The sequence below is a fragment of the Spirosoma flavus genome (assembly GCF_054778555.1).
Map to the genome: position 1 here is coordinate 187,128 of NZ_BAAGZL010000006.1, position 17,064 is coordinate 204,191.

A 17,064-nucleotide genomic window follows, 5' to 3' on the forward strand; every position below is an offset into this window, starting at 1 on the left:
AATATAGAAAACGTACAAAATTATGAAAAAAGTTGCAGGGTTCGGATTGATTTTGGTCTTGCTGACAGTTGGTTGCGTTTGGGCGCAGTCGACCTCGCCTGCACTTTATCGACTACGTACCAAAGAATCGAACGTAACGGAAAGACGATTTCGTAAAATTCTGGGTGACAATTACGACGGTCAGGATAAGAATCGGCGCGATTATGACGATGATCGTAAAAAACGTAAACGCAAACAGAAGCAAGCCGAAACGGAATCGACGGAAAATAACGGTTACGGTTCTGGCCCGGACTACGCCTGGCCTACGCACCTGATTGAGATGAGCATCCGGTTTGCTCCATCGCTTAACATCAATGCGGTTGAAGGCACCGGTACGTATGCAGGATTCAAAGACAATGGCGTTGGCGTTCGGATGAGTCTCGGCCCCTCGCTCGATTATTTCTTTTTTAAAGATCGTTACGCTTTTGGAACCGGACTTTGGTATACAGTGAAACGATCTGGTTTTCAGATGCCGGGTTCGTTTGGGGGCGGACGCTGGAATCCGAGTTTGCCCGAAAAAGAGTCGGTTTATAATTTACAATACCTACAGCTTCCGGCAACGGTGAAGTTATTTGCCAACAACATCGGTCCGAACCTGCGTCTCTACTTTCAAGCGGGCGGAATTTTCAGTGTAAAACTGGCCGAAAAGCCGCTCGACCAGTCGACAAACGGTTTATACAATGCTGAAAACGGTGGTACTGATCGTCACTATGGTTTCGGTGACGTAGAGTTACTGTTAGGAACGGGTGTTCAATACAAAATCAACCAACACAACGCTTTCAATCTGGGAATGAGCTACCAACGCGGCCTGATTAACGTAGCACGCGGCAGCGAACTGATCTCCAGAAGCCGGATTGTAGCACTGGAGTTAGGATTTAAGTTTTAGCAACGTGGGCTTTCGCCCGCATTACTTACAACCGCATCTCAATTCCTTTCTCCCGCAAATACCCTTTCAACGCCGGAATTTCAATTTCTTTAAAGTGAAAGATGCTGGCGGCCAATCCGGCATCGGCTTTGCCGGTAGTGAATACGTCCACAAAGTGATCCATCGTACCAGCGCCACCCGACGCGATGACTGGAATATTAGCATTGCCTGAAATTTGAGCCGTCAGTTCAAGGGCAAAACCAGCTTTAGTACCGTCGGTATCCATCGACGTTAGCAGAATTTCCCCCGCACCCCGTTCTTCGATTTCTTTCGCCCAGGCAATGGTACGTAGCGAGGTCGGCTTACGGCCGCCGTGCGTGTGGACAATGTGCTCGCCGTCAACGTAGCGCGTATCGATAGCAACCACAATACATTGACTTCCGAATTCGAGGGCTAACTCATTCACTAAATCCGGATTTCGCACAGCTGACGAATTAATCGAAATCTTGTCAGCACCAGCATTTAACAACGCCGATACGTCTGCGACAGACGAAATTCCGCCCCCGACCGTAAACGGAATATTGATGGTATGCGCTACGTTCCGAACCAGATCAATCAGGGTTTTGCGTTCATCGACGGTAGCCGTAATGTCGAGGAAAACCAGTTCGTCGGCACCCTGTTCGGCGTATACTGCAGCAAGTGCAACCGGGTCGCCCGCATCGCGCAGGTTCACGAAGTTCGTGCCTTTTACAGTACGTCCATCTTTGATATCGAGGCAGGGAATGATACGTTTGGTAAGCATTTAATAATGGGTAAAAGCTTTGATAGACATGGTATTTTCGGGTTCGTCAACCGGCTTGAACCCAAACTGAGTATAGAGCCCGTGCGCGTCTTTGGTCACCAGCATAATCCGGCGTAATCCCTGCAAAGGTGGGTAAGCCATGATGAAGGACATGAGTTGTTTGGAAAGCCCTTTTCCACGATGTTCGGGCAAAATGAACACGTCGGCCAGATACCCGAACGTAGCGAAGTCGGTCACGACGCGTGCAAAACCTACCTGCTCATCGTCTTTGTATACACCAAAACAGACTGCATTTTCGATAGCGCGTTTTACTACATCGAGCGGAATATTCTGGCTCCAGTAGGCTTCCTGGCTCAGAAACTGATGGATAACGTCAAGATTTAGTTTGGCTTTGTCGGTGCTTATCGAATAGTCGTTCATCATGGTGGAGGATTAATTGTGATGTTGAAAAAGTGCGTTTAGCTTATCCAGAATAGCGACAAATTTCTGCAACTCCTTAACCTTAGGTTTCGCACGGAGATAGCTCTGTGGATTGCCATGCTCATACTGCTGATGGCTGTTCTGGCCAAATACATCGACGTGATAACTTTCTCCATCCGATACCCACACAGAACTCTCGAACTTTTTTGCATGTACGTTTATGCTTCCATCCGGCTCTATTGACGTATAGGTTGAATCCTTATGACGTGGATGTAGCTGGCGGTCAATAGCAGCATAATCAGGAGGAGTCAGAATATCCAGTTGCACAAATTCCATCCAGACCGAATCAGGAACAGATTCAATAGATTTGACTTTTGTAAAATCGCGAAAACCCTGTTTATCAGACCGAATCTTGTATTTAGTTAGGGTGAATTTCTTTGTGCGTTTCTCAAGAAGATATAATTCATGCGCTTCACCAAAACAGAGTTGGCATTTCTGCCAGATACGTACTTCGAATTCATCCGCTCCCAATGTTGGGACTTTCAATCGCATCTTTTTCGCCAAGTTCGGAAACCAGATATTCACTGCAGAATCCGGCCTGATTTCGGCCAAAGAACGTAGCGGCAGCGAAAAAATAGCAAGCAGGATAAGAAGTGAACGTAGCATAAAGTCGAATGCTTATTCAGTAAACTTTCTCAATTCTTTCAACGTAACGCGTCCTTCGTAAATCGCCTTTCCGACAATAACGCCGAAGAGATTCATATCAGCCAGCGTTTCGAGATCGGCCATGTTGCTGACCCCACCGCTGGCAATGATGTTCAGTTTCGGAAATTGATCCTGTAAGTTGCGATACAGTTCGAATGAAGGTCCCTGCAGAAGGCCATCTTTCGCTACGTCGGTGCTGATAACGTAACGAATGCCGGTTTCCACCCACCGTTCTACGAAATCGTAAACCCACATTTCTGTCGATTCTTCCCAGCCGCTGACCGCGATTTTTTCATTTTTGGCGTCGGCACCCAGAATGATTTTCTCCGCTCCCTGCTGCGATAGCCAGCGCTCCATTACGTCGGGTTGTTTCACGGCGATGCTGCCGCCCGTCACCTGTTTGGCTCCGCACTCGAAAACAATACGCAAATCCTCGTCCGACTGAACGCCACCACCAAAATCAACGTGCAGACTCGTTTTAGACGTAATGAGTTCCAGCACTTTCCAGTTGATAACCCGTTTTTCTTTCGCACCATCGAGGTCAACAAGGTGCAGACGCGTCAATCCAGCGTCTTCAAACTGTTGCGCTACTTCGAGCGGACGGGCGTTGTATTCTTTTTTCTGATTATAATCACCCTGAGTCAGGCGAACGGCTTTTCCTTCAATGAGGTCGATTGCGGGTATAATGTGCATAGTAACGCGGACATGCTGTCCGCATAGTTAGTGACACGACGGACAGCATGTCCGCGTTACAATTTCAAAAAATTCTCCAATATCCGCTGACCAGCATCTCCGCTGATTTCAGCGTGAAACTGAGCAGCATAAAAATTATCGCGGTGTAGCATAGCGCTGAACGGACGAACGTAATCACAAACAGCCGTGGTTTCGGGGCAGACATCAGCCGCATAGCTATGCACGAAATACATATACGCATCTTCCGCCAGGCCTTCTGTCAGCGGGCCTTTTAAGCTATGAATGTTATTCCAGCCCATGTGCGGCACTTTGAAACCCGGTTCTTGTGGAAACCGTCGTACATCGATATCAAAAATGCCCATGCAGGACGTATCGTTTTCTTCCGAATAGCGACACATGAGCTGCATCCCGACGCAGGTCCCTAATACCGGCTGTTTCAGCGAAGGAATTAGTTTGTCCATTCCACGTTCGCGCAGGTAAGCCATAGCTGTGCTGGCTTCTCCAACGCCCGGAAAAATCACTTTATCTGCCGAGCGAATTTCCGTTTCATCGTCCGTGAGCAGATAGCTGGCACCCAGCCGATCAAGCGCATACATGACCGACTGAACATTGCCCGCGTTGTATTTAATAATTACTGTTTTCATAGAACTAGGCTCCGACAGGCTCTGGCTGTCGAGTCGCGATAGCGACTAAGTAGGTACTGCAACATAACCGACAGCCAGAGCCTGTCGGGGCCTAAAAAAAGCCCGGCTCCTTCACAGAACCGGGCTTTGTATATTGTGGGAATCAGAATTAGCTGACCAAACTCACAAACACGCATCTCGTTCTGCTGCGTTACCGCTCAGAATGGTGATGCCGGTGATGTGATGCGATTAAAATCATAAGGCAAAAGTAACGGCTTCGGGCGGCAAATCAAAACAAACTTCCCTGCACCACTTGCGGCTGGAGGACGGGTTCGCGCAGATTCAGACCGCAATGTTTATTCAATTCGCGAATCCAGTAAAGAATCAGTTCGGGAGCCGTGTCGTTATCGCCACCGCCATGAACGAACAAGTAGGCCGTTTGGAGTCCTTTTTCGAACCAGGTTTTCAGTCGTTGTACCCAGGCATCGGCCCGGCTATAATCGGTGGAATGGCCTTCGTTGGCGATGAAACGTAACGTGAGAATCGGGCTGCTAAGACCCATGTGCAGTACGTCGCGCCGGCCCGCTACGTCGGTAATCACTACGTGCCGACGTAGCAGATAAAGCCGTTCCAGCGTTTGTTGCCAGACCGTTCCGCCAATGCGGGCGGCTTTGCTGAACCAGTCGGGGTGGCGAAACTCCACGGCTACGTCCAGTTCGTCAGGAAGGCTTTTCAGATACGTTTCCAGAACCGGCCATTTATCAGGGCCGAAATTGGGTGGCAGTTGTAGAAATGACATTCCCAGAAATTCTTCCAGACTGAGTACCGCGTTCACAAATTCTTCGGTCACGGCTTCAGTCGCTACGAGCTGACGTTCGTGGCTGATTAGCTGCGGGAATTTTGGGCAATATGTAAATCCGGTGCGATCAGGCGAACCAGCCGCTTCCATTTTCCATTTCTCAATCATACCCGGCGTCGGAATCTGGTAATGCGTCAGATTCAGTTCGATGGTGTTGAACTGCCGCGTATAATAGTGGAGAAAATCGCGCTCTTTTGCCGTTGATGGATACAGTTTACCCACATAATCTTTGTTGGCCCAAACGGGGCCGCCGATACATACAGTTGGTCGCGTTGTCGGCTCAACACCCGCCCAGATACGGGCATTAAAAGCCGGGCCGGGCGGAAGGCTCAGATTGACAGCGTCGAGGTTTTGTATTTTTCCGAATTCCATAGACTATATGGTGAAGTGTTGCAGTAAAACGACTAAAGGATGCCTTTCGTTTTTTCGCCCTATCCAATTTAGCTAATTTTGTCTTTTATCCGTGATTCCGGTAGCGGATTTCACCGTAATGTTACGTTGCGGCACATTCAGATCCGGTTCCATTGCCTTATGATTTCAAAGACATACGCCCCCCAGGAAATAGAAGAAAAATGGTATCAATATTGGCTTGATAACCAATTTTTTAAATCGACGCCCGATGATCGCGAGCCATACACCGTCGTGATTCCGCCCCCGAACGTAACGGGTGTACTGCACATGGGCCACATGCTCAACAATACCATTCAGGACGTATTGGTACGTAAGGCGCGTATGGAAGGCAAGAACGCCTGCTGGGTTCCTGGCACCGACCATGCCAGTATCGCAACCGAAGCGAAAGTGGTGGCGATGCTAAAAGAAAAAGGCATTCGTAAAAAAGATCTCACGCGCGAGCAGTTTCTGGAATACGCCTGGGAATGGACGCACAAATACGGCGGTATCATTCTCCAGCAACTTCGCAAACTCGGCGCATCCTGCGACTGGGATCGTACGCGTTTCACGATGGAGCCGGCCCTGCACGATTCCGTCATCGACGTATTTGTTGACCTGTACAACAAAGGACAAATCTACCGGGGTGTTCGCATGGTGAACTGGGACCCGCAGGGCCAGACCGCCGTTTCCGACGAGGAAGTTATTACGAAGGAAATTGGGCAAAAACTGGTGTATATCCGGTATGAGATTGCGGGAAGCAAGGGGCAGGGTGATGCCGGTGAAGCTGACTACATCACTATTGCTACGGTACGTCCTGAAACCATCATGGCGGACGTAGCGATTGCCGTAAATCCTGACGATGAGCGGTATAAACACCTGCATGGAAAAAAGGCGCTGATTCCGCTCATTAACCGCGAAATTCCAATTATTACCGACGACTACGTAACGGTAGATTTCGGAACGGGTGGTCTGAAAGTGACGCCCGCCCACGACCCAAACGATTACTCGCTGGGAATCAAACACAACTTGCCGGTTATCGACATCCTGAACGACGACGGTACGTTGAACGAGAAAGCGCAGATTCTGATTGGGCATGACCGTTTTGCGGCCCGGAAAGCGATTATCAAACTGCTGGAAGAGTCGGGAAATCTGGTTAAGACTGAAGATTATAAATCGAACGTTGGTACGTCGGAGCGGACCGGGGCGGTGATTGAGCCGCGCCTTTCGTTGCAGTGGTTCCTGAAAATGGACGAGCTGTCGAAACCGGCATTAAAGAACGTAATGGACGATACCATCCAGCTGGTGCCGCCGAAGTTCAAAAACATGTACCGGTCCTGGATGGAAAACGTACATGACTGGTGCATCAGCCGCCAATTGTGGTGGGGGCAGCGGATTCCGGCGTTTTACCTACAGGATGGAACGTACGTCGTAGCGAAAAACAAACACGAAGCGCTGGAAAAAGTGCAGCACGAACGGCTGCTCTTTGCCATGACCGAAGCCGATTTGACGCAGGACGAGGACGTACTCGATACGTGGTTTTCGTCGTGGCTCTGGCCGATGTCGGTATTTGATGGGCTGAAAGATCCAGATAATGCCGATATCAACTACTACTATCCGACTAATGATCTCGTTACGGCTCCCGAAATCCTGTTTTTCTGGGTGGCCCGGATGATCATTGCCGGATACGAGTACAAAGGGGAAGCGCCGTTCAAAAACGTGTACCTGACCGGTATTGTCCGTGACAAACTGGGCCGTAAGATGTCGAAATCGTTGGGTAACTCGCCCGATCCGCTCGACCTGATTGAGAAATATGGCGCTGACGGCGTACGTACTGGGATGCTGTTCAGTTCCTCGGCGGGTAATGATTTGATGTTCGACGAAAAACTGGTTGAACAGGGACGTAATTTCAGCAACAAAATCTGGAACGCCTTCCGACTGGTGAAAGGCTGGACGATCGAAGACGGGGAAAATCAATCCGTTTTACCCATTCAATGGTTCGAATCGAAACTGAACGCTACGTTGCTTCAGGTTGAGGATGATTTTAGCAAGTTCCGCATTTCGGATGCGTTACAGACCATTTATAAACTGATTTGGGATGATTTCTGCTCACAATATCTGGAGTTGATCAAACCCGGTTTCGAACAGCCGATTGACCGTGCTACGTATGAGGCTACCATCAATTTCTTTGAACGGCTGATGTCTTTGGCACATCCGTTCATGCCGTTTATCACCGAGGAAATCTGGCAGGATATTCGCGAACGTAGCGCAGGCGATAGCATTTGTGTTACGTCGTTTCCGAAAGCCGGCCCCGTTGATAATCAGTTGTTGACGGATTTTGATACGTTGTTTGAGGTCATTACCAACATCCGTAACTTACGTAACGCTAAACAGATTTCGCCCAAAGTAGCGCTGCCGCTGACGATTAAAACCACGACCGTTGAGCGTTTCCAGCCCCTTGAACCGCTGATACGTAAAATGGCGAATGTATCGGAGATTACGTATACGCAGGAGAAGGCGCAGGGCGTAGCGTTCCTGATCAAAAGCGACGAATTTTTTGTCAACATAATGGGCGAAATCGATGTTGAACAGGAAATTGCTAGTACTCGTAAGGAGTTGGAGTATATTGTTGGCTTCCGGGAATCGACGCTGAAAAAGCTCGCCAACGAGAAATTTGTCGCGAATGCGAAACCCGAACTTGTTGAACGGGAGCGTCAAAAGCTGGCTGATGCGGAGGCCAAAATTCAGGCGTTGGAACAACGGTTGAGCGATTTGAGCTTGTAACTCATTGTTCGGTTTGCCATACTTAATACCTGATTATGAGCACTCTGCTGTTCTCTTCCGAAGTTTAATAATAAAATTTAGGGCAATAGTACAATTAATTGGCTTAATAATTGTACTATTGCCGTGTAAATAGACAGCGTATCATTCATGAATAAATGCATCTTCTTAGACCGCGACGGTGTTTTGAACGAGGACAGGCCCGACTATGTCTATAAAGTAGAAGATTTTATTATTCCTGACGGCGTACCCGAAGCACTGCGTTTGCTGAAGAATGCCGGCTATATGCTTATCGTCATTACCAATCAGGCGGGCATCGCAAAAGGACTCTACACCCGCGACGACGTAATGACGTGCTATAATTATCTGCAAGACCAGTGCGGACAACTCATCGACGCTATTTACTATTGCCCTCACCATCCGAAATACGATACCGAATCGCTCACACGGAAACCGGGTTCACTACTGCTTGAAAAAGCGATGGCAAAATACAACATCGAACCTGACGTATCATGGATGATTGGCGATGCTCCCCGCGATATGCAGGCAGGTCGGCGAGTTGGCGTCCGTACGGTACGTATCACACATGACGTAACACCATCGGATGAATGCGACGGCTGTGCTCCTAACCTGCTGGAAGCCTCACGGTTCGTGCTGGATTATGCTACGGCCTGAAGCGTAGTCACAGATTAGCATTTAAGCCAACCGACACTTTTCATCAATTAGGGTTTGCTACCAAATCTTTGAAGGATTCTGATCACTCCAACTTTCAAAGGTCAGGATCTATCCCGTCGTGCCGGAGTTACTGCTTGTGATGGAGAGATGCTTGAGTGGATTATATGTTCTAACGTAGTGCTTTGGCTGTTTTTTCCGAATATGTATCCAACTGCTCTTCTTCGACAATCTTAACAAATGGTTGGTCACTTAAAAGTTGAATAGCCTGATCATACGGCTTATAGAGCTGCCGATCTTTGGGGCGGGCTACCAATACATCAAAGCGAGCGTTACGTTGTTCTGCAAAAGGCCGCAACACTGTGAACTGCCCTACATTTAGCGTTGCTTTATCTGTAATAGACTGCTCTAGTTTCAAGTCAAAACTCACGGGCTTCACCAGATTGAAGCTCCCATTTTGCCAAGCGAAGGCGAATTGGTAGGCAAAATTTGTGCCTTCCAGTTTGACAGTAATTGGATGATCAAACGCTTCGCGGGAAAGAAGGCCATTGAGCCGGCGTTGAAGACGTTTCTGGTACTCCTTTAATAAATAACTCTCATCATGACGAACATTATGTTGGGTTTCCTCATAAAACGAGAGATACAGTTTATAAAATTGCTCGCCGATTGCCGACAAATCTTCTGTGTACAGAACTGCCGTTTTTAATTCCCCAAACTGTAGGGCACTGCTATCACGAATCAGAATTTCGTTATCAATAAGTTGCCGTGGGTGTGCTTCGTAATCGGCGAAGATTTCGGGCTGTTTCGTTAATTGTTTAGTTCGAGCGACAATGCCTTTGAAATAGGAGCGTATTACCTTTTCTGAAAATTTAGGGTATAGTTTTCGAATACGCCCTAGCCGTTCGGGGTGAAGGAATGTAGCGGTACGTTGCTCAGGAAACAGTAGCAACACACCAATATTCAGCACTTCACCCAGCGACTGGGCGTACCGATATTGCAGGAGGCTATAGTAAAAGACTGAGTTCACGCGATTAATGTCGTTAAGTGTTTAATAACCTATCCAATTACTATAAAATGTACTTATACAGCCTTTCCTTGAGCAAACCGCTGAAGAATACCAGCGCTAGGACGGTTCGATAGTGAAACTAACTTATTTGCCAGCGCGATGGGCATTATAGCATTGTCATACATATCGCAACGCAGTCTAGCTACGTTTGTCATAAGCACCTGCAAATCTTTAAGAGTGCTAGCAGTAGGCTTGCTGGATAATTTAGGCACTGGTACAGTCACAACATATATTGCCTCTTCTGGTGTTTTGAATATTAATTTTTGGCCATAGTAAGATGTATGGGCGTATGGCTCAGTATTATTAGCCCTTCCAGGTGTGATGTATTTGTATATATAGTCATTGTCAAGTAACAGGATTTGACCCGGTTTTAATAAGTGTGAAATCTCTTTGGCATGTTCGACGAATGCACCACTCTTTTCCAAGCCTACAAGGTATAAAGAATGATGATTTTGTTGTACAAATGAGACTAAATCTAGCATTGGTTTGTGCATATTGGCAGTTTGCCCAAAGAAGCCCAGTGGACCATCTTTAAAGAAAAATATCTCTCTAAATAGCGCTGGCTTATTGTCCAGAATTATTCGCATAAAATGCACTAATATTAACTGCTCAATAGTAGTAGTAACATAACCCATAATACCTCCAGCACCAAGCTCGTCATCAATAGCTTCATGTAAACGTAACACGTCTATAAGCAATAACTCTTGTCCACAACTTGAGCAAGGCATGGAATAAGTAGTAGGATGCAATTTAGTTGCTATTAATTCAGCTCGCTCTTGACAATGAGGGCATTGAGATAGTGTATAAGATGAGAGTTGTTGAGAAATAGGTAAATATTGGCGAAAAACAAACCAACGAAGTGTGTTAAGCATTGACTTTGCATCACCTTTGCGGGGAGTAGCAAAGAATATTTGTAAAGTACGTCGGATGGAATGAGTAATACTGCTTTCAGTAGCCATCACATAGTTGCGTAATGGCAGCACCAATTTTAATCGGTCCATTTGACGAAGACGTGCCATATCATCAGGGTCGATGAAAGGAATCTTCTCAAGGCCATCCAAATCATCACGCCGGAAATACAGCGCACCAAACTGAAAGAAACATAGAGCTGCAGATGGATGACCAGGCTCGACAACAATTTCTTGATAGCCTCCATCAAAGGCCATAAAACTTTCAATAGGGTTATTTATAGACTCTTCGTAATCAATCAGAGTGTGTTGAGATATATTGATGTCGCTAGGTTTTATCCGTGGAGCAACTTGGCTCAAATATTGTTTAACTGTATCGTCTTGGATTACGTAACGATGGGAAGTTTTGGAAGCCCCTTCCATTGGGCGGTTGCCAGCGGAATAGCTCATTATTGGACTATAGTTTGTGCATCTTCAGTAACAGCATCACTATCTACAGATATATGGTTTTCAGCCTCGGGGGACTGTGTTTTTTTACCGAACAGTTTCACTTGGACCGGTACCACAAATGGATTAGAGTAAGTTTTCATTCGGACAAAGCCTTGGTCACTACTAGCGCTGAATCGAACAAGACCTTCTGTAAAGTCCCCGAAATCATAATACTTACGCAATTCACGGGTTTCATCCTCGTTGTTAAGATGCGCGATAAACCAGTTCTGGGTATTCTTTAAAATGTTTGAGCTAATGGAAGACACTTCTTGTGTAGCATAAGTCATCCCAAGGTTAAGCTTGGCTCCTTCTTTTGCAAGACGATTATAAATCTGAGCTAGGTCTTTATCATCTTTCTTGGGAAATAGGTTATGAGCTTCCTCGAAATAGAACTGAATAAAATTGTTAGGTTCATTGGCAATAAACCGCGCCATTGCATCTAGAAAGATTTTACGGCAAATACGTTCCGAAAACATCCGTTGTAAGGAAGGGTCGCCTTGTGATAAATCAGCAATCACAATGCCTCCTGTGCGTAGGTGATTAACAATGTCTTCTTCAAAAGGCTGGCCACCCTGCTCTGTATGTTGATTGCGAATACCATTTAACTTTTGATATCCACTTACGATTGCAGAGGTAGGTGTTTTTTTCTGAGTTAACACTACCAATAATGCTTTGAGCCCTTCGTCAGCCCATTCATGACCCTCATCAGCTAAGTATTTAGAAAAAAAAGGATCAATTGTATAATTTGCCCAAATAGTGGTCCACCACTTTATGGCGTCGTCAAGCTTGATACCTTTAGAAGGGTCTATACCTCCAGCAAGTGCATTCAGTTCGGCGTTTCCTTTAAATTTCACTCTGAAGCCGCTAGGCTCTACGAAATCCGCCTTTTTTAGGCAACACAAATAGGCCGCTTTGCGTCGGTCATAACGAGTAGCAGGTGAACCAAAGGGGTCTTTCGCATAGTTGTCCGGCCTCGCCATATCAACAGCTAAAAAGCTTTTGACATAATCACCTGACTCTTCGGCTAAATATGCTTTGACCAACTCAAATCCTGATTCGACATCATTGTAAAAATTGACCTTCATTACTCGAAAATCAGGCTTGCTAATTACGCTATAGCGCATTGTCTTAGATTCATATATTTCGAAAATGGCAGTGCCCTTATCCTGTAAATTGGCATTAGCATACTCACCATTAACGTCAAATATAATTTGCCCAGCAGGGTATCTTGGCATACTTCCTTCAAATGGCTCAAGCAACGCTAATTCTTCTTCAGTAACTTTAGAATCTTCTGGCCTCTTGTCTGGCAAAGCAGGACTGACAGCTAGAGCGGTCATACTTTCAACTGCTTCAATAATAATTTTGACTGTATTGGATTTTCCAGTTCGCGTCATGCCAAACATTGCGGTACGTTTACCAAGAAAATCTTTAGGCGTTACGTAAACAGGCACGTTGGGCATAGCTGCTTGAAAACGTTTGGTAGAACTATATCGAACGGTGCCTAAATTGATGTCAGTTGCTGCTCCTGTAAGTTCACCTTTACGGAAATTGACAATTTTCTCTAACACCCTCGCATTGGGCTTGATAACTTTATAGTGATGAGCGCTCATGAAGTTCTCAACATCTGCGCCAAAGCATGTTTCAGGCACTTGATCGTTGTAGAATGTTCCGAGAACACGGCACTCAACACCAGAAAAAGAAAACTCGTAGCGAGTAAATTGGTCTACATTCACCTTGCGGCCTTCAGAAGAAAGTCCCTCTTTGTAGAACTCCACCATTGATGCTACTACGTCTGAATCAGTTGGTAAGGAAGTGGGACCGAGTACACGCAACAAGATGGCTTCATAAACATCAGATTCATTTTCATTGATGTAGTAGGCTAGTAGAAATGAGCCTTGTGGCAAACCACCAGCCTTCATCTTCCAGGCGTCAGCTACTAATAATCTCGCTTTGTCATAATCGATGTAAAATGGATTACCAACAAAAACGCCTGTTTTAGGCATTTGAGTAGACGAATCTTGTTCAAATAAATCAATGTTGGCTAGTTTGGCAATTACGGAAGTAAATCCTGTTTCCATTTAAAAAGTAAAGGGTAATGATAGAGCTATTTTGTATCTATTTTTTTGGCCGGCTTAATTACATCTTCAAATCGAAGCTTTGCTTGCTGAGCAAAGCTTTCTTGAATTTCAATGCCAACCCAGCGACGGCCTAATCTTTCAGCTACGGAACCTGTAGTACAACTGCCAGCGAATGGATCTAAAACTAAGTCACCCGGCTGAGTTAAAAGCTCCGTATAAAATGATACTAATCCTTCTGGCATACGAGCAGGATGTGGAGTGATGCCCTCCCGGCGACATGCTTTTGAAAAGGCGTCAGATGAGCCTGTATTAGCGATACGGAATGCATTAGGTAAACGAGGTTCATCCTGGGGATGAATAGATTCTATTTCAAAAAAATTCTGTGCTATGGCCCCACCATTATCAGTTAAAAAACCGGTTTCACTAATAACATGCTCTGAAGGACGTTTACCCGCGTTATAAGATTGGCGTTTGAGAAGTCGCTCCATACTAGGACTATACGGGCGTAACGCTCGTCGATTATCAGCTTTTGGGTTGTCAGATTTAGATAACCACCAAACGTGAGTGTATGAATCTGTCATACGTACGCGGTTAATGGTGACCCATTGGGCAGGAGATGGCAGACGTGCAGGATTATAACAGATTGATTCTTGACACAAGCGTAAGCCAGCGTGTGGGTGTTCAGCAAAATCAAGTAAACATCTCAAAGGTAATAACGATTGAACTGGCCGTTCCGGCTCCCAAGCGTTTCCTATTTCAATAACAATAGAGCCATCAGGAGTAAGCAGTTCCGCAAAGACTGGTGCCAAACTAACAAACCAATCTTTATAAGTCTCTCCTATCTTATTACCATAACTTTTCTTTTGATTCAAAGGGAAGGGGGGAGAAGTCACGATGAGATTTACTTTCCCTCTTAATTTCTTACCAACTTTCTCTTTAAGCAATGTTTCAGAGTCTCCAAGATACAGTTCACCTACTTTAGTTTTAAAAAATGGTTTCATTATGAAGTTAAGTTTCTTACCAGTATTAGGTCATTTATAAATGGCTTATTCGATTTATAAATATATCTACCAATTTTACAATAAAGGTAGACATAGTGAGAATCTAATTAAAAGAGTAACCTTTCTCTAATTTAATTCAGCTAGCCTTAAGGGTAGATATCTAATCACCCCGCAATCAAAGATCCCTTAAACTCCGGCCGCTCCCGCTTCTTCGAAGCTTGCTCATACGTATACCCCATCGCGAGTAATGGGCCTTCCTGATACGCGCCGGTCATGAGCGAAAACCCGACAGGAAGACCGTGAACGGTGCCCATCGGAACAGTTAAATGAGGATAACCGGCCATCGCAGCGGGTGGGCATAAATAAAAACCGGTGTCGTAATCGCCGTTGACGAGATCGATGCAGCAGGCGAAGCCGATGCTGGTACCAGCGATGGCATCTAGTCTGTTGGCCTTCATTAACTGGTCGATACGTTGGCGCCAGCTTTTTGTTTTAGCAAGGGCATCGGTATATTCTTTGCTGGTCAGATCGCCTTTAGCCTGGCTGCTTTCGAGGATTTCCTGCTTGAAAAACGGCATGGCTTTGGCCTCGTTCTGCTTGTTAAACGTAATGACTTCGGCCAGCGATTTCACCCGTGCATTGGCTTTCGACAGGTAACGATTCAAACCATCTTTAAACTGGTATTGCATCACCGTAAATTCGGCTCCGCCCATCTCCTGAAGTCCTTTGAGCAACTCTACTTCCACGACCGTAGCGCCTTGTTTTTTCAGAACGTCGATAGCCACTTTGTACAAGCTTACTACGTCTTCATGGCCTTCCAGAAACGATTTTTCAATGCCGATACGTTTGCCGGACAAACTGTCTGCTTTCAGAAATTGGGTGTAATCAGTTACGCTTTTGCCGCGACTTTCAAGCGTAATTTCGTCTTCGGGATCAACACCTACCAGAGCGCCCAGCAAAATAGCCGCGTCCGTTACGGTACGTGTCATGGGTCCAGCGGTGTCCTGCGTGTGTGAAATGGGAATAATGCCGCTGCGGCTCACTAATCCAACAGTTGGTTTAAGGCCGACCAACCCGCAATGCGATGAAGGAGCTATGATAGAACCATCGGTCTCGGTACCAACGGCTACGGCGCATAGATTGACGGCTACTGCTGCGCCAGAACCTGAACTGGAGCCACTTGGATTGCGGTCTAATACGTAGGGATTTCGTGTTTGTCCACCCCGACTGCTCCAGCCGCTGGATGATCGGGTTGAGCGGAAGTTGGCCCACTCGCTCAGGTTGGTTTTTCCCAGAATCACCGCTCCAGCCTTTCGCAACTGCGCTACAACATATGCATCTTTGGCTGCTTTGTGACCTTCCAGAGCCAGCGAACCAGCGGTGGTCATCATCTGATCGCCGGTGTCAATGTTGTCTTTGATGAGAACCGGAATGCCGTGCATCGGCCCCCGAAGTTTGCCATCTTTTCGTTCCTGATCCAGTGCTTTGGCCATTGTCAGGGCGTCGGGGTTGATTTCAATGACGGAATTCAGATGCGGACCTTTTTTGTCGATAGCCTCAATACGGTCCAGATAGAGCTGGGTGATGGCTTCGGACGTGTACTCACCCGACTTCATCTTCTGCTGAAGGTCGTTGATAGTTAGCTCATTAAGTTTAAAGTCGTCAGTGAAAGGAGCCTTACTATTTTCCGAACTTTCGGATTGGGGAGAGGAGCAAGCCGCCAGCGACGTAGCGGATAGGGAAACAACTGTACTGGTTTTGATAAAGCGACGTCGGTTCATAAGATAACTGGCAAAATGCGGGATGACACAAACGCACAAATTACCAAATTCTAGTCTGTCTGCACCAACGTAGCAGTACTGCGTTTACGCCAATACGCCCTGAAATAAACCCAGCCGCTCGCGGAGTACGTAACTGCTCACATCGGAATTCCAGCCGCCCCGGCCGCTCAGCGAAAAGATGCGTACATCGGCGGGCAACGTAGCGTATTTTTCCAGCGCTTTAAGCCATACACGCCCATCGCGGTAGGGGGCCAGCAACTGACGAGCCTGATTCAGCGCACGATGTTGCCGGGGCGACCAGATTGGACGTAGCCGGTAAGCAGCGCCCTGGCCATTAAGAAGGTCGGGCAGAAATTGCGCCGGAATAAGTGGGAGTAATTCCGCCAGCAGATACAGCCCAAGTTCAACATTGAGCATCCGGTTGGCAACCATGCCGGGCAGCGCGTGCCGAAAGCGAAGGCGGGTAGCCAGCGGCTCCTGCCAACGTAACAGATTCGTCATGCCGGGCCGAACGGTGAGAGGAGCAGAAGTCAATGTAGTGTTCATTAGTGTTGTTGTTTCTATGTTCGTATCAAATTTCACACTCTCAGAACGTAATTATTTTACGTTGTTCTTCGTCTGCAAAAATTTTTTCAACTTTTTTCAATCCTTAGGCCGCGTTACGTCTTCCCTGGAAGGAATACACGCGGAACAGTCCTTTATCTTCGATGGTCCAACCCTCTTCTTCAGCGGCTACCGCAAGCCATTTCGATACTTCGGCCTGATGCGATTGATAGCCCTGGTTGCGCAGAAATTGTTGAACAATCACCGTCGACGTACCGCCCTCGGCTACCATCAACGTAGCAGCGGCCTGAGACACCACAGCGGGCGTAATTGATTTCACAATTGTTTCCAT

General features: G+C 46.7%; 16 protein-coding genes. 3 read left to right on the forward strand and 13 right to left on the reverse strand.

What is annotated here, in order from left to right:
• The first annotated feature begins 22 nt into the window (after positions 1-22).
• The gene (locus tag ACYVF1_RS26200; protein WP_461084543.1) at positions 23-925 is read left to right on the forward strand and encodes a porin family protein; all 903 of its coding nucleotides are present in this window, start codon (positions 23-25) and stop codon (positions 923-925) included.
• Between the two features lie 25 nt (positions 926-950).
• On the opposite strand, the gene hisF is transcribed toward ACYVF1_RS26200, so the two are convergent.
• The 6 genes from hisF to ACYVF1_RS26230 all read right to left on the reverse strand — a co-directional run bounded on the left by hisF (position 951) and on the right by ACYVF1_RS26230 (position 5,378).
• Positions 951-1,706: an imidazole glycerol phosphate synthase subunit HisF gene (gene hisF / locus ACYVF1_RS26205; protein WP_461084545.1), complete on the reverse strand. Its 756-nt coding sequence runs from the start codon at positions 1,704-1,706 to the stop codon at positions 951-953.
• Positions 1,707-2,129 carry a GNAT family N-acetyltransferase gene (locus ACYVF1_RS26210; RefSeq protein ID WP_461084547.1) on the reverse strand — a complete coding sequence of 141 codons (423 nt, stop codon included), beginning with the start codon at positions 2,127-2,129 and terminating at the stop codon, positions 1,707-1,709.
• Positions 2,130-2,138: 9 nt separating this feature from the next.
• The gene (locus ACYVF1_RS26215; RefSeq protein WP_461084548.1) at positions 2,139-2,792 is read right to left on the reverse strand and encodes a hypothetical protein; all 654 of its coding nucleotides are present in this window, start codon (positions 2,790-2,792) and stop codon (positions 2,139-2,141) included.
• Positions 2,793-2,804: 12 nt separating this feature from the next.
• The gene (gene hisA, locus ACYVF1_RS26220) at positions 2,805-3,524 is read right to left on the reverse strand and encodes a 1-(5-phosphoribosyl)-5-[(5-phosphoribosylamino)methylideneamino]imidazole-4-carboxamide isomerase (RefSeq protein WP_461084550.1); all 720 of its coding nucleotides are present in this window, start codon (positions 3,522-3,524) and stop codon (positions 2,805-2,807) included.
• A gap of 56 nt (positions 3,525-3,580) precedes the next feature.
• Positions 3,581-4,168 (reverse strand): imidazole glycerol phosphate synthase subunit HisH, encoded by a 588-nt coding sequence (gene hisH, locus ACYVF1_RS26225; protein ID WP_461084552.1) that lies wholly within the window; start codon positions 4,166-4,168, stop codon positions 3,581-3,583.
• Positions 4,169-4,436: 268 nt separating this feature from the next.
• Positions 4,437-5,378: a DUF72 domain-containing protein gene (locus ACYVF1_RS26230; RefSeq protein ID WP_461084554.1), complete on the reverse strand. Its 942-nt coding sequence runs from the start codon at positions 5,376-5,378 to the stop codon at positions 4,437-4,439.
• A gap of 159 nt (positions 5,379-5,537) precedes the next feature.
• Between ACYVF1_RS26230 and ACYVF1_RS26235 the strand changes: the two genes are divergently transcribed.
• Positions 5,538-8,177: a valine--tRNA ligase gene (locus tag ACYVF1_RS26235; RefSeq protein ID WP_461084556.1), complete on the forward strand. Its 2,640-nt coding sequence runs from the start codon at positions 5,538-5,540 to the stop codon at positions 8,175-8,177.
• Positions 8,178-8,324: 147 nt separating this feature from the next.
• Positions 8,325-8,849: a D-glycero-alpha-D-manno-heptose-1,7-bisphosphate 7-phosphatase gene (locus tag ACYVF1_RS26240; RefSeq protein ID WP_461084558.1), complete on the forward strand. Its 525-nt coding sequence runs from the start codon at positions 8,325-8,327 to the stop codon at positions 8,847-8,849.
• A 169-nt stretch (positions 8,850-9,018) separates the two neighbouring features.
• Here the strand turns inward: ACYVF1_RS26240 and ACYVF1_RS26245 are convergent, their stop codons facing one another.
• The 7 genes from ACYVF1_RS26245 to ACYVF1_RS26275 form a co-directional block, all read right to left on the reverse strand.
• Positions 9,019-9,873: a DUF3037 domain-containing protein gene (locus tag ACYVF1_RS26245; RefSeq protein ID WP_461084560.1), complete on the reverse strand. Its 855-nt coding sequence runs from the start codon at positions 9,871-9,873 to the stop codon at positions 9,019-9,021.
• A gap of 53 nt (positions 9,874-9,926) precedes the next feature.
• Complete coding sequence (locus ACYVF1_RS26250) at positions 9,927-11,270, reverse strand: hypothetical protein (RefSeq protein WP_461084562.1); 1,344 nt, start codon at positions 11,268-11,270, stop codon at positions 9,927-9,929.
• Entirely contained in the window at positions 11,270-13,387 is a 2,118-nt protein-coding gene (locus ACYVF1_RS26255) for an ATP-binding protein (protein ID WP_461084564.1), read from the reverse strand. The genes ACYVF1_RS26250 and ACYVF1_RS26255 overlap by 1 nt, the downstream gene beginning before the upstream one ends.
• A 26-nt stretch (positions 13,388-13,413) precedes the next feature.
• The gene (locus ACYVF1_RS26260; protein WP_461084566.1) at positions 13,414-14,388 is read right to left on the reverse strand and encodes a DNA-methyltransferase; all 975 of its coding nucleotides are present in this window, start codon (positions 14,386-14,388) and stop codon (positions 13,414-13,416) included.
• Between the two features lie 164 nt (positions 14,389-14,552).
• Positions 14,553-16,169: an amidase gene (locus ACYVF1_RS26265; protein ID WP_461084568.1), complete on the reverse strand. Its 1,617-nt coding sequence runs from the start codon at positions 16,167-16,169 to the stop codon at positions 14,553-14,555.
• Between the two features lie 84 nt (positions 16,170-16,253).
• Positions 16,254-16,715: a pPIWI_RE_Z domain-containing protein gene (locus ACYVF1_RS26270; RefSeq protein WP_461084570.1), complete on the reverse strand. Its 462-nt coding sequence runs from the start codon at positions 16,713-16,715 to the stop codon at positions 16,254-16,256.
• 103 nt (positions 16,716-16,818) lie between these two features.
• Positions 16,819-17,064, reverse strand: coding sequence for a hypothetical protein (locus ACYVF1_RS26275; protein ID WP_461084572.1), 246 nt, complete (start codon positions 17,062-17,064; stop codon positions 16,819-16,821).